The 18,139-nt window shown below is 35.6% G+C and carries 23 protein-coding genes; 20 read left to right on the top strand and 3 right to left on the bottom strand.

What is annotated here, in order from left to right:
- Positions 1–2 precede the first annotated feature (2 nt).
- Genes MODO_RS15485 through MODO_RS15475 form a run of 3 tightly spaced genes read right to left on the bottom strand, consistent with a single transcriptional unit; the run spans position 3 to position 2,575 of the window.
- A complete protein-coding gene (locus tag MODO_RS15485) occupies positions 3–464 on the bottom strand; it encodes a phage protein Gp36 family protein (protein WP_059051283.1) in 462 nt (153 codons plus the stop codon).
- 45 nt (positions 465–509) lie between these two features.
- Positions 510–2,030, bottom strand: a complete 1,521-nt coding sequence (locus MODO_RS15480; RefSeq protein WP_059051281.1) for a hypothetical protein — start codon at positions 2,028–2,030, stop codon at positions 510–512.
- Complete coding sequence (locus MODO_RS15475; RefSeq protein WP_059051279.1) at positions 2,030–2,575, bottom strand: terminase gpP N-terminus-related DNA-binding protein; 546 nt, start codon at positions 2,573–2,575, stop codon at positions 2,030–2,032. Before MODO_RS15475 ends, MODO_RS15480 begins: the two co-directional genes overlap by 1 nt.
- A gap of 145 nt (positions 2,576–2,720) precedes the next feature.
- Between MODO_RS15475 and MODO_RS15470 the strand changes: the two genes are divergently transcribed.
- The 20 genes from MODO_RS15470 to MODO_RS15375 all read left to right on the top strand — a co-directional run bounded on the left by MODO_RS15470 (position 2,721) and on the right by MODO_RS15375 (position 18,118).
- Entirely contained in the window at positions 2,721–3,662 is a 942-nt protein-coding gene (locus MODO_RS15470; protein WP_059051277.1) for an HK97 family phage prohead protease, read from the top strand.
- A 78-nt stretch (positions 3,663–3,740) separates the two neighbouring features.
- Positions 3,741–4,634: a phage major capsid protein gene (locus tag MODO_RS15465; protein ID WP_059051274.1), complete on the top strand. Its 894-nt coding sequence runs from the start codon at positions 3,741–3,743 to the stop codon at positions 4,632–4,634.
- A gap of 7 nt (positions 4,635–4,641) precedes the next feature.
- Positions 4,642–4,992, top strand: coding sequence for a hypothetical protein (locus tag MODO_RS15460; protein WP_059051272.1), 351 nt, complete (start codon positions 4,642–4,644; stop codon positions 4,990–4,992).
- Position 4,993: 1 nt separating this feature from the next.
- A complete protein-coding gene (locus tag MODO_RS15455; RefSeq protein WP_059051347.1) occupies positions 4,994–5,446 on the top strand; it encodes a CHAP domain-containing protein in 453 nt (150 codons plus the stop codon).
- A 51-nt stretch (positions 5,447–5,497) separates the two neighbouring features.
- Positions 5,498–6,010 (top strand): hypothetical protein, encoded by a 513-nt coding sequence (locus MODO_RS15450; RefSeq protein ID WP_059051271.1) that lies wholly within the window; start codon positions 5,498–5,500, stop codon positions 6,008–6,010.
- Between the two features lie 40 nt (positions 6,011–6,050).
- Positions 6,051–6,500, top strand: coding sequence for a hypothetical protein (locus tag MODO_RS15445; protein ID WP_059051269.1), 450 nt, complete (start codon positions 6,051–6,053; stop codon positions 6,498–6,500).
- 2 nt (positions 6,501–6,502) lie between these two features.
- Entirely contained in the window at positions 6,503–7,750 is a 1,248-nt protein-coding gene (locus tag MODO_RS15440) for a DUF2586 family protein (RefSeq protein ID WP_235811668.1), read from the top strand.
- Between the two features lie 64 nt (positions 7,751–7,814).
- Positions 7,815–8,237: a hypothetical protein gene (locus tag MODO_RS15435; RefSeq protein ID WP_059051268.1), complete on the top strand. Its 423-nt coding sequence runs from the start codon at positions 7,815–7,817 to the stop codon at positions 8,235–8,237.
- A gap of 118 nt (positions 8,238–8,355) precedes the next feature.
- A complete protein-coding gene (locus MODO_RS15430) occupies positions 8,356–8,670 on the top strand; it encodes a hypothetical protein (RefSeq protein ID WP_059051265.1) in 315 nt (104 codons plus the stop codon).
- 231 nt (positions 8,671–8,901) lie between these two features.
- Positions 8,902–10,827: a tape measure protein gene (locus MODO_RS15425; protein ID WP_069190346.1), complete on the top strand. Its 1,926-nt coding sequence runs from the start codon at positions 8,902–8,904 to the stop codon at positions 10,825–10,827.
- A gap of 70 nt (positions 10,828–10,897) precedes the next feature.
- On the top strand, positions 10,898–11,563 hold the full coding sequence (locus MODO_RS15420; RefSeq protein ID WP_059051260.1) for a DUF6046 domain-containing protein: 666 nt from the start codon (positions 10,898–10,900) through the stop codon (positions 11,561–11,563).
- Between the two features lies 1 nt (position 11,564).
- Positions 11,565–12,530 carry an XkdQ/YqbQ family protein gene (locus tag MODO_RS15415; protein WP_059051343.1) on the top strand — a complete coding sequence of 322 codons (966 nt, stop codon included), beginning with the start codon at positions 11,565–11,567 and terminating at the stop codon, positions 12,528–12,530.
- Positions 12,527–13,021 carry a hypothetical protein gene (locus MODO_RS15410; RefSeq protein WP_059051258.1) on the top strand — a complete coding sequence of 165 codons (495 nt, stop codon included), beginning with the start codon at positions 12,527–12,529 and terminating at the stop codon, positions 13,019–13,021. Before MODO_RS15415 ends, MODO_RS15410 begins: the two co-directional genes overlap by 4 nt.
- 20 nt (positions 13,022–13,041) lie before the next feature.
- Complete coding sequence (locus MODO_RS15405; protein WP_059051256.1) at positions 13,042–13,251, top strand: hypothetical protein; 210 nt, start codon at positions 13,042–13,044, stop codon at positions 13,249–13,251.
- The gene (locus MODO_RS15400; RefSeq protein ID WP_059051254.1) at positions 13,248–13,589 is read left to right on the top strand and encodes a hypothetical protein; all 342 of its coding nucleotides are present in this window, start codon (positions 13,248–13,250) and stop codon (positions 13,587–13,589) included. Before MODO_RS15405 ends, MODO_RS15400 begins: the two co-directional genes overlap by 4 nt.
- Positions 13,570–13,836: a hypothetical protein gene (locus tag MODO_RS15395; RefSeq protein WP_059051252.1), complete on the top strand. Its 267-nt coding sequence runs from the start codon at positions 13,570–13,572 to the stop codon at positions 13,834–13,836. The genes MODO_RS15400 and MODO_RS15395 overlap by 20 nt, the downstream gene beginning before the upstream one ends.
- 2 nt (positions 13,837–13,838) lie before the next feature.
- A complete protein-coding gene (locus MODO_RS15390) occupies positions 13,839–14,729 on the top strand; it encodes a hypothetical protein (protein WP_059051250.1) in 891 nt (296 codons plus the stop codon).
- Entirely contained in the window at positions 14,719–15,198 is a 480-nt protein-coding gene (locus MODO_RS15385) for a hypothetical protein (protein WP_059051248.1), read from the top strand. The genes MODO_RS15390 and MODO_RS15385 overlap by 11 nt, the downstream gene beginning before the upstream one ends.
- Positions 15,185–15,916 carry a hypothetical protein gene (locus MODO_RS15380; RefSeq protein ID WP_059051246.1) on the top strand — a complete coding sequence of 244 codons (732 nt, stop codon included), beginning with the start codon at positions 15,185–15,187 and terminating at the stop codon, positions 15,914–15,916. Before MODO_RS15385 ends, MODO_RS15380 begins: the two co-directional genes overlap by 14 nt.
- 3 nt (positions 15,917–15,919) lie before the next feature.
- Positions 15,920–18,118: an SGNH/GDSL hydrolase family protein gene (locus MODO_RS15375; RefSeq protein ID WP_059051244.1), complete on the top strand. Its 2,199-nt coding sequence runs from the start codon at positions 15,920–15,922 to the stop codon at positions 18,116–18,118.
- The last annotated feature ends 21 nt before the right edge of the window (positions 18,119–18,139 follow it).

Genomic DNA, 18,139 nt, shown 5'->3' with positions numbered 1-18,139 from the left:
GGTTATTCGTGATGGAATTTAGGACGTGAACCGAATCGGAATGGTTTAGTTCCTGATTGTTCTAATTCGTCTGATATATTTATGATTGGGAGGTTTGATAGTGTTGTTTCTCCCTTACTTAGGTTCGTTAGACTCTTTAATACTCTGTCGTATCGCTCCTTTGCTTGTTCCATTATAATGTCTGCATTACATAGGTCAACGATGTACCATTTGGCTATCGTGATACAGTATTGCACTATCAATGCATTACGGTCTTTACCTGTCGCATTAAATATCTTCTCTACATCATAGAGGAATCTACCATCTTGATTTTCCTTCTTGTTGATATTAGCTGATAGGAAACTTCTACATTCTTGTATAGCTGCATCAATAGCTTGCTCTACAATGGTGTCATCGTCTTCTGTAATTTGGGCTACTTGGTAGCCGTATATGGTGTTTTTAAGGTCTTGTTTTTCTATGAACATAATTTGTATTTTAGTAAGGTCACGGATTGCAAATCCGCGACAGCTTTAGTATTTGTTGTTTACTCGTTTGCCATATACATACTGATTAGAGTATGAATGTATGGCAGGCTGAATCATACCCACAGCTCCTTCTATCATATCGGGTCCGTCCATCATTTTGGCTTTTTCACTAACTCCTAACATCTGCTGTTCTAAGCGTTCCATGTGTGGGTTTTTCTTCTCAGAACTATTAAATATTAGTTGGCCATTACGATGTAATGGTTCAAGTCTTCCCTCGATACGAAAGAACTTTTCTGCCTTCTTACGCTCATCAGGTGTGAGTGGTAAGGTATTGTTGCGTTCTTTTTCTTTTGCTCGAATTAGTGGTATTAATACTTGTTCGTAGAAGGGGTCTTGTAAGGAGTTATTTTCAATATACAATCGCTTAACATCGACCTTTTTCCCCTCCAAATAGTCATATGCACTGAATAACGCATCAACAAACTTAGAGTTACGCATGGTGTCTAACCAACAGGTATATACATAGTATTTCTGAGCCTTGTAACCAACGATTACAATTCCTTTAGTAGATGCGTTCCCTTTATCTTTATTAGATGTTGCGGGGTCTGCATAGGCTACTACACGTTCACAATGTTGTAAAGGAGGGCATTTATCCCAGTATATCTCTTTGAAAATTTCTCCTTCTGATACAGGGTTATTGAAGTACTCTTTTTGAGCACTGTTATAACTGATCTGTTTCAGTACCCTATCAATGTCTTCTTCTGTATTTTTGGTAGGCCATGTTGACTTTCCTTCCTTATCTCTAATATTTACTATTTCGTGATTATCTGCTTTCTTAGCCATTTCTGTAATACAACAGAATTTGGCAATGATGTTACCACAAGCAATAATCATCAAGGGATTAGATATAGAACGTGTAGGAATAAGTGCCTGTTCTATCCAGTTCACTTTATTACGGATACGTTCTGGATTACGGCATTCTTCATCCGTATCTATATCATCAATCAGAATTAGATCAGGACGTTTAGCGTCTTTACGTGTTCCCCTTGGTGATTGTCCTGCACCTAAAGCACGAAAGGCAATACCTTGTTTTGTTATAAATTCGGCTGCTTCCCACTGTCCAATAGAAGCCTGTTCTCCATAGTCATTAATTATACGCTGGTTAGATTCCAAAATGATTCTATACGGAGCTAATAATCGCACTGCATTATCAAATGAGTTCGATACTAAGATGATGTTTGACTTCTTACCTGTTAATCCAAGTTTTAAAGTTTCCATCATCGTGCGTGCAGACTTAGCCAGTTCACGTGACCATGAACGTACTAAATACAGTTCCATATTCTTCATTACCTGTTTGGTCGATTTCTTATGAAAAGGTGCAGGTTCTGAAGTATAGAAGTTTGGAAAGTAGTATTTAAACCAAGCTTCATCATCTTTCTCTAATCGTTCAATACGCTTTATTTTCTCTAATGGGTCTTCCTGTAAGTCAATTTGAGTTGAAGAACGAATATTGTTTCGGAACTCTTGCCAATCTGCTAAATGTTGTTTATTTGATTTCTTTGCCATTACTTCATTCTTTCAAGGATAAATACATCGATATAGTTTGTCAATTTCTTAGCAAAATCAAAGTCAACCCCTTGAATAAAGAGAATGATTTGTTTACTCACTTCGATTACTTCAGCAATAGATGTCTCAGTTTCTAACTTATTAATTGAGGCTGTTAACTTCGAAATGATATCAGCTTCCTTACTTGTAGGTGTATTTGATATTTTAACAGGAAAGTCACTTGGATTGTAATCAGGCCATTGAATAGATTCATTTCCATTTTCGTCTTTTAGTTTTACTGGCTTTAATAAAACAGCAGGTATATCATACACTGTTGGTCTTGTTTCTATTTCAATATTTAATCGCTCTAATTGACTGTATAAAGTATTGATTTGCGTTTCTTTTGTTACTAATAAGGAACGTTTAAGGTTCTCCCACTTCCCATCTGTTACCCATTTGCCAATAGTCTTTTCAGTACGTTTTAAACGCTGTGCAATTTCCTTACGAGTGATACCCTCCAGGAATAGTTGTTTAGCAAAATCCTTTTCATTTTCTGTATTGCGCATAGTATCTATTTTGATGCAAAAGTGGCTTGTAACACCTTATATATATAATAAGTGTCCGATTTCCGAACGCATTTGTACGAGGAGTGCAAGGTTAGTTGAGTAGGTGTTTTTAATGTTGAAAATTTGCCACATCAATAACGAGGAAATGAGTAAGATAAAACGATTTGTAGCAAATGATCAACGTGTAAAAAATAGTTATGGCTTTTATGTACTGACTTCAGGAATTTCTTTAGTTCGATTTGAACCAAATCCTGTAATGCTTGATGGACATCAATTGGACAATAAGAGTGTTATTGGTAAATGGACAAATATTGGTATAGAAGGTGACTTATTGTTAATGCTACCTGAGTTTGATCAAGAAGATACTAATGCAATAGCTATTGGTGGAAAGGTTGAACGTGGTTATATCAAAGGTTGCTCAATGGGTATTATTTGGAATCCTGATGATTTGGAATGGATTGGAGATAAACTGATATTGACTAAATGTGAGTTATACGAAGTATCTATTGTAGCAGTACCAAGCAATATGAATGCCATCCATTTATATAATAGTAAGCTTGAACTGCAAAGTGATGAACTGGTTAAAACACAATTATCCCTTATTCCGAATGAATTAAACTTAGAAAATAATATGAGTAAAGTAAAATTAAGTGTAGCATCTCTAACTGTGTTAGGGATGACAGATGCTCCTACAGATGGAGTTGACTTAGCTGTAGTAGAAGCGAAATTACAAGGGTTGTCTAATCAAGTAGCTACTTTATCAGCAGAAAATAAAGGTTATAAAGAAGCACATGAAGCAAATGCCTTAGCTGAGAAGACAGCTTATTTAGATAAAGCTGTGAGTGATGGTAAAATTACCATCGAGCAGAAACCAACCTTTGAGCAATTAGAGTTATCTGTTGCGAAAAGCATTATCGAAGTATTGCCTTCTAAACAGTCTCTATCTCATCAAATCAGTAATGCTGGTGCAGGTAAGAGTGAAGTGAAAACCTTAGACGATTTTCAAAAGTTGGAGTTAACTGCTCAGTTGGCATTTAAGAAAGAACAACCTGAGGCGTATAATAAATTGTTTACAGTTAACGGTTAACAGTTTACAGGGGAATAAACATCACGGATTGCAAATCCGCGATAGCAAGTAAAATAAGAACAAAATACATATAAAAATATGGCAAAAAATTTTCCAGAAGTATGGGAATCAAGAGTAAGGGAGAAACTTACCAGTGAGAATGTAGCACCGTGGTTAGATGGTATTCCTGAATTAGAAGCAGAAGAGGCATTTTTAGGAGAAGGGACTGCAACTGAACAGAACTTAATTCATATCCCAATTGAAACATTTAGTCCTGATGTACTTATTAATAATAGTACTTATCCAATCGAAGTACAAGAGTATGAAGATGGAACTAAGTCTATCGCATTAGACAAGTATCAGACAAAAGCAACAAGTATCAGTGATGATGCTGCAATGGGGGCATCTTACAGAAAAATTGATACTGCAACAAGAGGGCATGTCAAAAAAATTAATAGTACAAAGTACAAAAAAGCAGCACATGCTATTTCACCAGCTGAAAATAGTAATGATACTCCTGTTATTGTTTTAAAAGACGATTACACAGCAGAAGATATCTACAATGCAATTATTGATCTTAAAGATAAATTTGATAATGCTGAAATTCCTGAAGAGGAAAGACGTTTAGTTTTAGCAACAAAACATTACAATGTAATGCTTAAAGACAAACAGCGTTTTGCTAATCTATTCGTAGATCATAATACTGGTAAAGTAAATCAACTTATTGGAGGATTTCATGTATTTACTTATGTCTCAAATCCATATTATGCTACAACAGGTAAGAAAGTGCCTTATGGTTCTGTACCTGATGCTGATGCAAAAGTGGCTTCTTTTGCATTTTATACTGATAACATTGGTAAGAAAACAGGTAAAACAAAACAATACTTTGAACCTGCTTCAGGAAGTACTACTACTCAAGCAAATTTAATAAACTATAGACATTACTTTATTGCAATGCCTATTCAAAATAAATTCATAGGAGCAATTATCTAAGTAGTGTATGAATGAGACATTAATAGCGGCGGTTGTTGGTTTGGTGTCTTCTGTAGCAACTTGGTGGGCAACTCGAAAAAAGAATAATACAGAGGTTCAGGCTTCTGAATTAGAAAATGTAGAGAAGTCACTAAAGTACTATCGAGAGTATGTAGAAGATTTGGGTAGCAAATTAAAAGAGGCTACTAATGAACTATACAAGACATCGAACTTACACCGAGAAGCTATTGATGAGCTAAATACAGCACGGCTTGAAATAAAGAACCTTGAGGAACGTCTTGAGTTGCTCGCTAAGCAAAACAAGGAGTTGATTGCAGAACTTAGAAAGTACAAACAATTAAATGGTAAACGAGAATAATATGCATAAGCAATTAATACTACAGGCACAAAGTCAGATGAACGTTCAGGAATGGCCACAGAAAAACAATAAAGGTCCAGGAGTAAAAAAGTACTTGAACAGTGTAGGTCTCGGAGAAGGATATGCGTGGTGTATGGCTTTCGTTTACTGGTGTGTACAGGAAGTATGCAATGACTATAAAATATCTAACCCACTACTCAAGACGGGAGGTGTGCTCAAACAGTGGAACTCACGCTCTAATCTGCGCGTGAGCACTCCACAAGCAGGGGATGTATTTATTATGGACTTTGGGAAAGGTCAAGGGCATACGGGGATTGTAATAGAAGTTCAAGGAGATAGTATCATTAGTATTGAAGGTAATACGAATGATGAAGCGAGTCGAGAGGGGTATATTGTTGCACAGAAAAAAAGGAAAATAAGTTCAATTAAGGGGTTTTTAAGACCGTTTAAATAGTATTTAAAGGGAACTGGAAACAGATAACAGGGAACAAGAAAAAAAGAAATTATGCAGAATTTAAAGAGATATCTATCCATTGTGTTTATGGTGTTGGCAATTATGCTGTCTGTGAGTTGCGGAAGCAATAAGCAGGCAGTTAGCCTACAGCCTACCGTTACCGAGAGTGTAACGACAACTGTGGAAGAAGTAAAAAGAGATACTACACTGGTAGTAGAAGCTGATAGAAGCAGTTATGTGGCTGAACTTGCCATACAGGGCAATAAAATAGTTGTGAAAGATGCGAATATTAAACGCAGTAAAAACAAGGTGTTGCAACCGCCTAAAGTTCAGTTAGTCAATAACAAATTGACAGTAGATTGTACGTTAGAGGCGCAATCGCTATTTTTTGAGTGGCGGGATAAGTACATCAAAGAAAACAAGGTTAAAGAAATTAAAATACCTGTGCCTGTACCCTTAGAATTGTCTTGGTGGCAAAGTTTGCAGATATGGATGGGGCGAGTCTTTATGTTTTTGATTGGTATCGGTGGTGTTGGGTATTTCGTGAGGAAAAAAGTTAATTAAGTCACGGATTACAAATCCGCGACAACTAAAAATGTAAAGTATGTCTAAGAAATTATATCAAACAAGTGATGGTATTAAGTTCTATCACGAACAGGATGCCAAGAATCACGCACTGTCTTTAGAAGATAGAAAGGTGAATCAAGTTGATGGTGAACAGAAAAAGGTAGACTCAAAGTCAGGAGACTTTGCGCAGCAGGAGAACAGGGAGCCAAAAACAAACAATAAGAGTGCTGCTGAATTGATTGCTGAAATTAAGCAGGTGGAAACTTTAGAACAGTTAAATGCTTATGAAGTACATAAACAGGTTACTGTTAAAGCTGCTGTTGAGAAAAGAAGATCAGAGTTGACTGCTAATATTGAAGTTGATTTAGGAGAGGGAACAGGAAACGGGGAAGAAAATCACGGATTGCAAATCCGCGATAACGGAAACGTGGAACCGAAAACAGGGAACGAGGAACAAGAGGACGTAAAGGAAGATAAAGGTGAATAGTTATGTTTCCATTTATACTGCCAGTACGCAAGTTAGAATTTAAAAGAAGTAAGATGTTACCAGGAATAAAAATAGAATTTCAGAACGGAAACTTAGGTCAAGTGGTTAGTATGCCTGATGGATGTTTTGGATTGTTAGCAAGTGCTGTAGCTGTAACAGGTAAGTTTGAACTTAATAAGCCTTATCAAATTAAGTCTATGAAGGATGTTGGTGCGATGGGTATTCTACCTGACACTAATAACTATAGACTGCATAAAACTCTTAGAGAGTTCTATGCTGAAGCTGGAGAAGGTACTGAACTGTGGTTGATGGGTGTTGATAAAAAGGTAAAGCTGTCTGATTACTTTGCTGAGCAAAATGGTGAGGCATTGGCTGAAACATTACTGAATGCTGCACAGGGAAAAATAAGAGGATTATTCACTGCTTATGATCCTGATGCTACTGTGACTATTACGGTGGAGAAAGGAATAGATAAGGATGTCGTATTAGCGATGTCGCTTGCACAACAGTTGGGTAATAAATATACTGAACGTCGCTATGCTCCTTTCTTTATCCTATTAGAAGGTTATGCCTTTAATGGAGATAAAGTAGCATTAGATACCCTATTAGAAAAGTCCTATAACCGAGTAGGTATTCTAATCGGAGATACTGAAAAAGGTAGTAAAGGTGCTGCAAGTGGTGTAGTGATGGGAAGGTTAGCTAAGGTGCAAGTACACGTCAATATGGGACGTGTACGTGATGGAGCTTTGAAACCTTTAGAAATGTATATCGGTAATACAACAGTTGATCAGTATGATGTAGAGGCCTTGTATGACAAAGGGTATTTGTCATTTCGCTTTCACCAGGGCAAGTCGGGTTACTTCTTAATAGATGATCCATTAGCGACAAGTGAAACGGATGATTATAGATATATCTCTCGTAGACGTGTAATCGATAAGGCTTACAGAATTGTGTATATAGCAATGCTTGATTTCTTACTTGATAACAGCAATACGATGCCTAACGGAGCGATTAATCCAATCGATGCTAAGATGATAGAGAACGCAGTAGAATCTGCTATCTATACGAGTATGACAGCTGAAGGAGAATTGAGCGTGTCTGAAGAGGGAGATCGAGGTGTAATCTGTCAAGTAGATTTAGAACACAATCTTGTGAGTACAGGTAAACTAAAAATGGTAGTTCAGGTGAAGCCATTTGGATATAATAGGTTTATCGATGTGCAGTTGGGGTTTGTGCCTGTTAATGGGTAACAGGGAATGGGGAACTGGTAACAGGAAACTGTAAAAAGGAGTAATAACAAAAAAAGATACAAATATGCCAGTAATAGTAAGTGGCCGACAATATGAATGGGGTGATATCACGCTTATCTTGGGTAATAGAGATATGGTAGGTATCACAGGCATTAAGTACGGTGAAAAGGCAGAAAGGGAGGCGAGCTTTGCGAAAGGGAGATATGCGCACTCTATTCAGACTGGTAATATCTCTGTAGAAGGAGAAGTAACACTATTGCAAAGTGAGGTAATCGCGTTACAAAAGTCAGGAAAACGAGGGAGTATCCTGTCTCTTAACTTGGATGCAATCGTCAATTATGGCGATCCATCAGAAGGCGATATGATGCGTACTGATCGTATTATAGGACTACGATTCACAGAGGATATTAAGGACTGGAAGCAAGGAGATAAACGTGCAGAAATCACGTTGCCATTTATCGCACTTAAGGTGGAGAATGGGGTTTAATTCAATTACGAATTAACACACGGATTGCAAATCCGCGTGAGCAATCTACGCGAGCAAATAGAATTATGAATTAAAAGCCTTCTTGGATAAGGAGGCTTTTTTTAAACACAAAAAGACAATGGGTAAAGTATTTATAGGAGATGTGACTCCTGAACAAATAGAACAGTTTAAAGCACAACATAAAGTAGTGCATAAATTAAAAGGTGAATCAGGTGTTTATGCAATCGTGCGTAGACCAACCATGAAGGAAATTGAGTATGGGCAGGCTATGCTGGCACAAAACAAGTTTATCAGTTACAACAAGCATCTGTTTGATTCGTGTCTGTTAGCACTTAGTGAAGATATCAGAGATGATGAGTATAAGGTTAATGCATTCGCTTCACAGATGATGTTAGTAGTGGAGACTGAACGTGTAGAGGTGGAAAAGCTTTAGGAGAAGGTTCGTTTAATCGTGATTTTAGTTCTTCTCCTGGAGAAAGTAAATCACGTAAACTAACTCAAGAAGAATACTATCAAGAGTTAGATGAATGGATCATAAATATCCGTAAAATATATACTATGCTCAGGTACTATCTAAAGATAGAACCTTATGATATGGAGTACTGGGAAATAGGATATCGGTATGCAGAACTGGAGTGGATAAGAAAAGAAGAAAACAAGGCAAATGGCTAATCTATTAGAATATGTAATAAATATACGGGATCGGGCAACTGCTACTATGCAACGCCTCGGAGGTGCTGCTGTAGAGACTACTAATCGATTAGGTACTGTACAACATGAATCTGTATTAGTAGCCAGTGCTCTTCGAGAACTTGGTGCTCCAGCAGATAAGCTGAAAGAGCAACTCGATAAATTAAAACAAGAACGTGGTCTTATCCATCAACGAGATGTAGCTCATATACGACAGTTTAATACAGAGATACAGAACTTAGAGCGACAAATACAAAGTCTTGAAAGTACAACTTCACAAAGTAAATTAAGTAGCTGGGCTAAAGATGCTTTTAGTCAAATCCCCTTTGCTGGGTTGCTTACTAATCCACTTGTAGTAGCAGGTACTATAGCAGGTGCATCAATTAAAAAAGGTATAGAGCAAGACTTACAGAATACTAGTTTTGAGGTGTTACTTGGGAGTAAAGAAGCTGCTCAAAATATGGTAGCTAATTTAACTAAGTATGGTATGGAAACTCCGTATGATAAGATGTCATTAGGAGAAAATGCTAAACAACTATTAGGGTTTCAAATCGAAGGGCAAAAGGTAATGCCTATTCTACGAGCTATAGGGGACTTGGCAATGGGTGATAAGAATAAGATGGATTCATTAACCCTTGCTTTTGCTCAAATGAGTAGTACAGGGAAATTAAACGGACAAGATTTGAACCAAATGATTAATGCTGGTTTTAATCCATTGAGTGAAATGGCATTGAAAACAGGTAAGAGTATTGGTCAGCTTAAAGATGAAATGGCAAAGGGTTCTATAAGTGCTCAGATGGTAGAAGATGCCTTTATGAGTGCTACAGCTGAAGGGGGTAAATTCTATCAAATGGCCGAAAAACAAGGTCAAACCCTTGGAGGTAAATGGGCTCAGTTTGTGGATAATGCTTCTGAAAAGTTGCTTATTTTTTATCAAGTAATAGGTCCTGTAGCAGAAAAACTAATTGAATTAGGAGGAGCTGTATTAGATTTGACATTTAACGGTTTAGGTTGGTTAGTTAACCAAATACAAGAGGGAAATCCATACTTACTTTTTTTTGCGATAGCAATAGGTAGTATAACCCTTGCTTTGATGATTATGAAAGGAACTATGTTAGCCACCACAGCGATACAGAAAGGAATGACATTAGCTACAAATCTAGGTTCGGCTGCATGGTGGAAATTAAACTTTGCTATGTTATCAAACCCGATAACCTGGATAATAGCAGGAGTAATTGCTTTAATCGCACTAATAGGTTGGCTTATTTATAAAGTAGATGGTTGGGGATTAGCGTGGAGTAATACTGTTAATGCTGCTAAGAGTCTATGGAGTGGTTACATAAATTTAATCAAGTTTACATGGGGAACTATATATGATATGCTAATGCGAAATATTGAAAATATCATGGTTGCTTGGTATAAATTGAAGTCTTTATGGAATGAAGATGAAGCCAATGCACAGATAGCAATTATAGAGCAACGCAGTGAGGAAAGAAAGGCTGCTTTAAAACAAACAGCTCAAGAAGCAAAGCAAGATTTTGCTAATGCTTGGGATTCTACCAAAAAGGCAGCAGGATCATTAAAATGGAATGATAAAAGCCTGTCAGATATGATGGGTGATATGAAAAAGAGCCTTGGTATTAGTAGTCCTGATGGAGTACCTGGTGCATCCACAATCAATAGTAGTATAGGTGGTGGAAAAGGCGATAAAGATAAATCTAATACAGCAGTAGCTACTGGAGGGACTAAGCACAACTATATAACGATAAATCTGAATGATCTAATAGGTGTACTTAATATTAACCGTGAAGGCTTTAAAGAGAGTGTGGATGAAATGCAAGAACAAAGTACAGATGCATTCTTAAGATTACTAGGAAGTGCTGTGAGTGCTGGAAATTAGGTAATAGTGATGAGAACCACCCCGCCCTAAAGGGCACCCCTCCAATGGAGGGGAATAAAAAGGAAGAAATATGAATGATATGGTAGTAGCGAGCTTACTTGGCTCAAAGATAATTCAACAGGTACCTCGAATAGCAAAGGTGCAAAACTTCTTAGGTAAACATGTATTACCAGTTCTACCCTATCCACAGTTTCCTAAGCCTGTAAGGGTAAAGGATGAAAAAGGAAATGTAGAAGGTGAACAATGGAAAGCGAATATACCTGTCAGTGATGAGGAGCAGTTCTTTCCTCTTTCTTTAAGTGTAGATGGTAGTGAATGGTTTACATTACCTTATGAACCTATGATTAATATAAGTGGTAAGAACAATATCGTTAAGCGATCTGTGATGAAGTACCATCAAGATTTTAGTGATGGAATATTTGGAACAGTGAAAGAACGTTGGAGTATGGATGACTATAATATCACTATCACTGGTATCTTCTTTGGTGCAAACGAACAAGGAGTATATGAAGATACATTTCCTATTAGCGATTTTAATAAGCTTAGAGACTATCTGTTAAGCGGTAAAGAAATAGCTGTTACTTGTCCAATTTTTGAATTGTTAGGTATTAACTATATCGCAATAGAAAGTTTTAATTTTCCATTTACTAAAGGAGAAAATGTCCAAGCTTACGAAATAAAGGCATTAAGTGATATGCCTATTGATGCATTAATATTAGAAGATCCAAATGCTTAAAATGAACTTTAAAATTGGCTTTATTACTGCAAACGGTAAAAAGTTCAGATGTGATGTAGTACACTCAGTAGAGATAGAAAAGAATGTAGAAAATCTCGCTGATACATGCCTTATCACTTTGCCAGGATCACGATTTAATGCCCCTTTATTCTTGCCTTCTGAAATAAAAAGAGGTACTGAAGTAAAAGTCTTTTTAGGGTATAATGATGAGTTAAAGGAAGAATTTAGAGGTTATGTAAAAGAAGTACTAAGTAATAATGGTGCTATTACTGTAGAGTGTGAAGATGCATTGTTTCTTTTTAGGAAATCAGTTAAGAATGAACAATTCGCAAGTATAGAATTGAAAGAGATAGCTGAGAAACTATGTAGTCAAGTTGATAGTAGCTATAAGGTAATATGTGATTATGGGATAGTCTATGAGAAGTTTACAATCAATGATGCTACAGCATATGATGTGCTAAAGAAGCTTCAGGAAGATACTTCTGCAAATGTTTGGTTTGATACAATAAATAAAACATTACATATTCATCAGGCTTATGTAGAAAAAGGTGGTGAAGTTAAGTATTCAATGCACCGAAATATCGAAAGTAGTAGTCTCGAATATAGAAGTGCTCAAGACAAGAAAGTAGAAGTCATTATAGAAACTACAGATAAAAATGGAAAGGTACAACAAGTTACCTCAGGTACTACTGGAGGAGATAAAATAACTAAAAAAATAGGAAATATAAGCCCTAGTCACGCTAAAGAAATAGCGGATTCGGAACTTAAGTTACACCTATTCGATGGTTATAAAGGAAGTTTTACATCTTGGTTAATTCCATATATAGAGCCTACTTATACAGCTGAAATTATAGATCAAGAATATCCTGAGAAAACAGGTAAATACTATGTGGTATCAGTAAAAACAAGTTTTAGTCCATCAGGAGGAGTACGAACAATAGAAACAGGAATAAAACTAAGTGTATGAGTAAGATTACTGAACTAAGAAGGTTAATAAGGGCTATCGTAGGCGATATGTGGAACTTGCCCCTCTTGGGCGAGGTTACAGCTGTAGAAGGAGAAACCTGTTCTGTAAAGCTTGCTTCAGGACTTGAGGTAAGTGATGTAAGGCTTAAGGCTACTGTAACAGGTGTAGATAAAAAGGTATTGATGACCCCCAGTATCGGTAGTGATGTGATCATGATGTCGAGTACTGGTACATTGGATAATCTATTCGTAATCTCAATGGATGCGTTAGATAAGGTAGAAATCATCAGTGCTAATGTAAATATCACTGTGGATGATAAGGTCTCTGTAGAAGTATCAGGGGTTAAACTTAGTGAAACAATGGCTAATCTATGTGATGCGATTAAGACATTGACAGTAAGTACAGGAGTAGGTCCGAGTGGTACGCCCTTACCTCCTACACAACAAAAGATACAGAAGCTGGAGGAGGATTTTAAAACACTGTTTAAATAGTGTTCAAACATTGATTAAATATGGCTTTAGATAAAGGTGAGTTAAAAAAAAATATTAAGTCGATATTGACTGATATGATGGAGAGAGAGAAAAATTCTTTTGATGAATTTGCAGAACGGTTAGCAACAGCTATCGATAGTTATACTAAGAAGGCTGAGATAGATTATCAAGGAGGACTTGCGAATAATGGTGGTCCTGTAACAGGAACCTTTAAAGGGCAATTGAAATGAGAAATATAGGTATTCAAATACAAGGTGAACAAGATGCTGAAGGGTTTATGGATTTAAACATAGATGTACAACGCAATGCAGAGGGCAAAATAACTCAGGGAATTGTGGTAGGTGATATACTTGAGCAGAACAAGGCTCTTATCCTTATCACACATCCAGGGGAATGGAAAACGAATCCTGTTCTCGGTGTTGGGTTACACAATATGCTTTTAGATCATAACTATTTAGCCTTTAGGCATCGCATAAGAGAGCATTTCTCTATGGATGGACTGAATGTAAGAACCTTGGATTTGTATCCTAATAAACCGTTTAGAATAGATGCAGACTATAAAAATTAAGAATAATCAGTGCTTTATAGATGTGGTATTAGAGGCTACAGGTAGTCTAAGCAATACTTTACTTATGGCCATAGAGAATAACACTTCTATTACTGATGAAAAGGCTATTGGTAGTGAGTATAAGGTGGTGGGACAGGTCAATAAGCTGATAGTGGATAAACTGCGTGTTAATCCTCCTGCAACTGGACTGATAGACTATAAGAGTGTGTTTAATTATCGATTGCCACATACATTCCCAATGTTTTAGATATGAGAAGTAGAGATGAAATAAAGAGTCAAATGACTAACGAGTTTATGAGTAATGAGGAAATCATTACTAAGTATAAACTTGATCAGAATAAGACGTTTGAACAGCAGTTTTCTAAAGTTAGTTTGGAGTATCTATTGTTTGATTTTGTTGCTTTTGGGATATGGTTCTTGGAGGGGCTATTTGACTTGTTTAAGAAGGATATCGATGATGTGATAGCTAAGTCAAGGGTGCATACGCATAAGTGGTATAGAGAAAAGGCTCTTGCATTTATGTATGGGTATTCACTTAATGAAAGTGATGTTTATGATACTGAGGGACTATCTGAAGAGCAGATAAAGAAGGCTAAGATAGTGGCGAATGCGGCGGCACAGAAGATAACAGTAAGTGGACGTGGTGTTCTAAGAATTAAAGTAGTTAAGAAGGAAGGTGTAAATATGATACCTCTAATACCTGTAGAACTGCAAGCATTCACTGCTTATATGAATCTCGTAGCGGATGCAGGTACATACGTACAGCCTACTTCAGATAAAGGAGATGACTTAAAACTAAAGATGGATGTGTATTATGATCCATTGGTATTGGATACTGAAGGTAAACGTCTTGATGGTACTCAAGCTACTCCTGTTCCAAATGCAATAGAGAATTACTTGCGTTCAATCGAATTTAATGGAGAGTTTATTAAGTCGGAACTTGAGGATGTTGTTAAACGTATAGATGGGGTGTTGTATATAAATATCAAAGATGCCTGGACAAAGTATGCTTCTTATAGTTATGAAACTACAAATATAGACAATGCAGGTGTGGTGGATGAAATACGCAGACCTGATTCTGGATATTTGATCCTGGACAAAACAACTTCATCATTTAACTATCGAGCATATGAACAATAACGTATATCGCATAGATTGGGATAAATTGGTTAAGTTGTTCTTACCTATTAGCCTTAGACAGCCACTGTTGATATGGTTGTTTTGGAGTTGCGTCAATCCTGTTAAGTCTATTCATTCATTGTTTTTGAACTTTAGAAAAGACAGACTTAAAAGGGTTAGTTATAACAGTCAGGTAGTCTATCTACAAAAGATGCTGAATGATGAGTTTGATCCTTTCTTAAAGCGGATTAAGGTTCAGAATAATAGTATAGATGATAGGCGGTTATTATACTTTCAACAGCGACAGAAGCCACTATACTTAGGTAAGAGTTTTATGTTTACTGAAAAGTGGATACGAAACTATGACTTCCTGGTATTAATACCTGAAGATGTAAAGCTGGATAAAACACAGCTTATCACAATGAAAAACTTAATCGAATACTATAAGTTGTATTCGAAAAATTACGAAATAAGATATGAGTCAAGATAAACATTTGATTATTGAAAAGGATGGATATCCTCTACAAATAGAGAGTATACAAACCTTAAATGATGGAATCCAACAGTCTTTAACCAATATAGCTGCTGTCTGTGGTAGTAATACTATTCTAAAAGGGTGCGTGGATGAAGTAAAAGAGGGTGTTACTTATGTGAGTGATGGTATCATGTGTATAGATGGTCGCATATTCCAATTTAAAGGTGGTAAGAAGACTGGTGGGGTAACTATCATCACTGATAAGGTAGATGATATATATGATACGGGTGACGGAAGTGCTAAACAGATGCTTCCTGTACGTGGGTTTACTTATGTGACTAATACTCCACAAGGTTCTACTAATATCGCTTGGAATAGTTTTGTTAGGGTGGCTGATTTGAAGGATTTGAGTGCATTGGTACCTAAGGTGAATGATATGTATCAACATCAAATTTTAGCTAAAGGTTATGAAACACACTCTTTTGCGGATGTTGTTGAAGGAACAGTACCTGGTCATATAAGGATAGACTTTGATAAGGAATTGAATACTGATGATTATATACTTCTAATTAGTGTAGAGTCATTATTAGATACGTATGCTTCTAATGCAAAGCACATAATTATAGTAAGCAGCTTTGATCATAAAACCACAGGATTTAGAGTAAAAGCATCAAGAAAAGAAGTTGGAGAAAGAACACAATTTAAAGTTCATTGGATAGTATTTAAAAAATAAGAAATGATACAGCCATTAAAGATAAATAAGAAAGTAGACAATGATGCTAAGTTAGCTCAGATTATAAAAGAGAATATTCCTGCGTATGAGTATATGTCAGCTGATGAAGTTAACTCTATGGTGGGTAAAATCAACGAAATGGTGCCAGCTATTAATGTTAGTAATGGAGGGTTCCAGGGGACACTATCTGTAAATGAAAAACGTGTTGATAGTGGGTTTTATATACCTACTGAGAGTGGTATTTTCATTAATGCTGATAACATACAGGTGGATTTATCTCAAGGGATTAACTTTGTTACTTATGATGGGGATAAGTGGGAAGTGGCTGTGGTTCCTATTGTTGCTGATGGACAGATTGAGGAGGGGAATATGGGGTTTGTTAGTGGTGGGGAGGTTTATAGTAAAGGTTTTCTAAATGAAGAAGATCAGGATTTTTCTTCTTTAGGAAGAAATAAATTTGATTACAAAAAAGTAAAAAAAGGGTTCTACTTAGCAGATGATAAAATAATAAGAAGAGAGAATGCTATCATTAGCCATATCATTGATTTGTCTGATAATCCAACTAAAACTATAGCAGTTTCAGGTTTAGCATTGAAAAGTAGATGGTCTTTTCATTATCAGTTTTTAAATAAAAATGATGAAGTAATTGAGTTTGGGTATATTTCCGAATCATTAACTAAACTAACAATACCATATAATTCTAAAGAAATAGTAGGTTACAGAATGACTGTTTTTTCTGATAAAGCAGAAGAAAATGAGAGCTTAAATACTATAATGATAGAGTTTGGTTCAGTATTTCATGAGTTTGAAGAATATCAAAGAGTAGTTAAAACATTATTTAGAACTCCTATAGAGTCTACTTATGCAACAAAATGTAAAGATGTAGCTGAAAAAAATACCGATATAATTAATCTACTCTATTTAGAAAACAGTAAAAAAACTATAAAATTTTTAGATAAAGAAAAAACATTTGAACAAAACTTTAATACTGTATATCATACAGATTCACTTCTTGGTTTTATCAGATCAGGGTTCTTTGGCAAAATAAATTCACTAAGTTGTTATTTGTGTGTTGGAGATAATACAGAAGAAGAATTTGAAATGAAAATAGGTTATACACATGAGTTCAAAAATGGAATTAAAGAGGAAGAAGTAGTTATACTAACATCAAAAAAGTTGTATAAGAAAGATTATAAGAAAAATACATTCGATCTATTAACATTTAACTTTAATGAAGTTACAATACCATTTAATAAGAACCTTATTGTATTCTTTACAACACCAATTAAATTACCTCTATTTAATTTAACTAATAGTGATTTTGATGAAAATGATTACAAATTACTCTATAAGACAAAAGGATCTTCTCAATTTGGTTATGGGTATGCTTATTCCACAGGAATAGAAGTATCGTATTCTTCAAGTTTATTCTTTAGTAAAAAGGTAGTTTTTATTGCTGATAGTATTACTGCACATACTAATAGTTGGGCGTATCAAGCAGCAAGAAAATTGAAATTTGACTTAGTTAATTTGTCTATAAGTGGTGCTAGATATCAAGATTTTACTAATACAACATTTGATTTTAGCTCACAATTAGATTCAAATAGCCCTAATAATACAGTGTTTAATCAAGTTTGTCGTTTAGCACAAAAGATTACTCCTAAAGGTGAGCAAATTAAATGGGCACACCCTATAACTAAAAATGAATTTAATGTACCAATAGATATCGCTGTTGGTAGTGGAGAGCTTGAAAGAGTTGATTTAATAGTACTAGCTGCTGGAACAAATGATTCTAAGTATAATACTGAAAACGCTTATTTAGAATATGTAAAGTATGATTATCCAAACTATGATAGAAAAGTACATATGGTTACTGGACTAATGTGGGCAATTGAATCTATTAAATGTATTGCACCTAACGTACAAATAATTATTTCAACACCTATTCAATCTAATCCTACAGGAAGTAGACGATTTGAAATTACTAAACAAAAAAGAGATCGCATTGTAGAAGTTGCAAATTATTATGGAATAACTGTTATAGATTCTTTTTTTGAAAGCGGTATTTCTGAAAAATTTGAGACTAATGATGGTGAGAATGGAAAGTACTTGTATGATGGACTTCATCCAAATGACCAAGGTAAAAAGTTAATGGGTAATTTTTTAGTAAAAAAAATAAGGACAGAAATAAATATAGAATAGAAATAGAGGTTAAAAGAGTCC

Origin of the sequence: Myroides odoratimimus, assembly GCF_001485415.1 — a bacterium.
Classification (GTDB): domain Bacteria; phylum Bacteroidota; class Bacteroidia; order Flavobacteriales; family Flavobacteriaceae; genus Flavobacterium; species Flavobacterium odoratimimum.
This window is presented reverse-complemented; position numbering and strand designations above follow the sequence as displayed.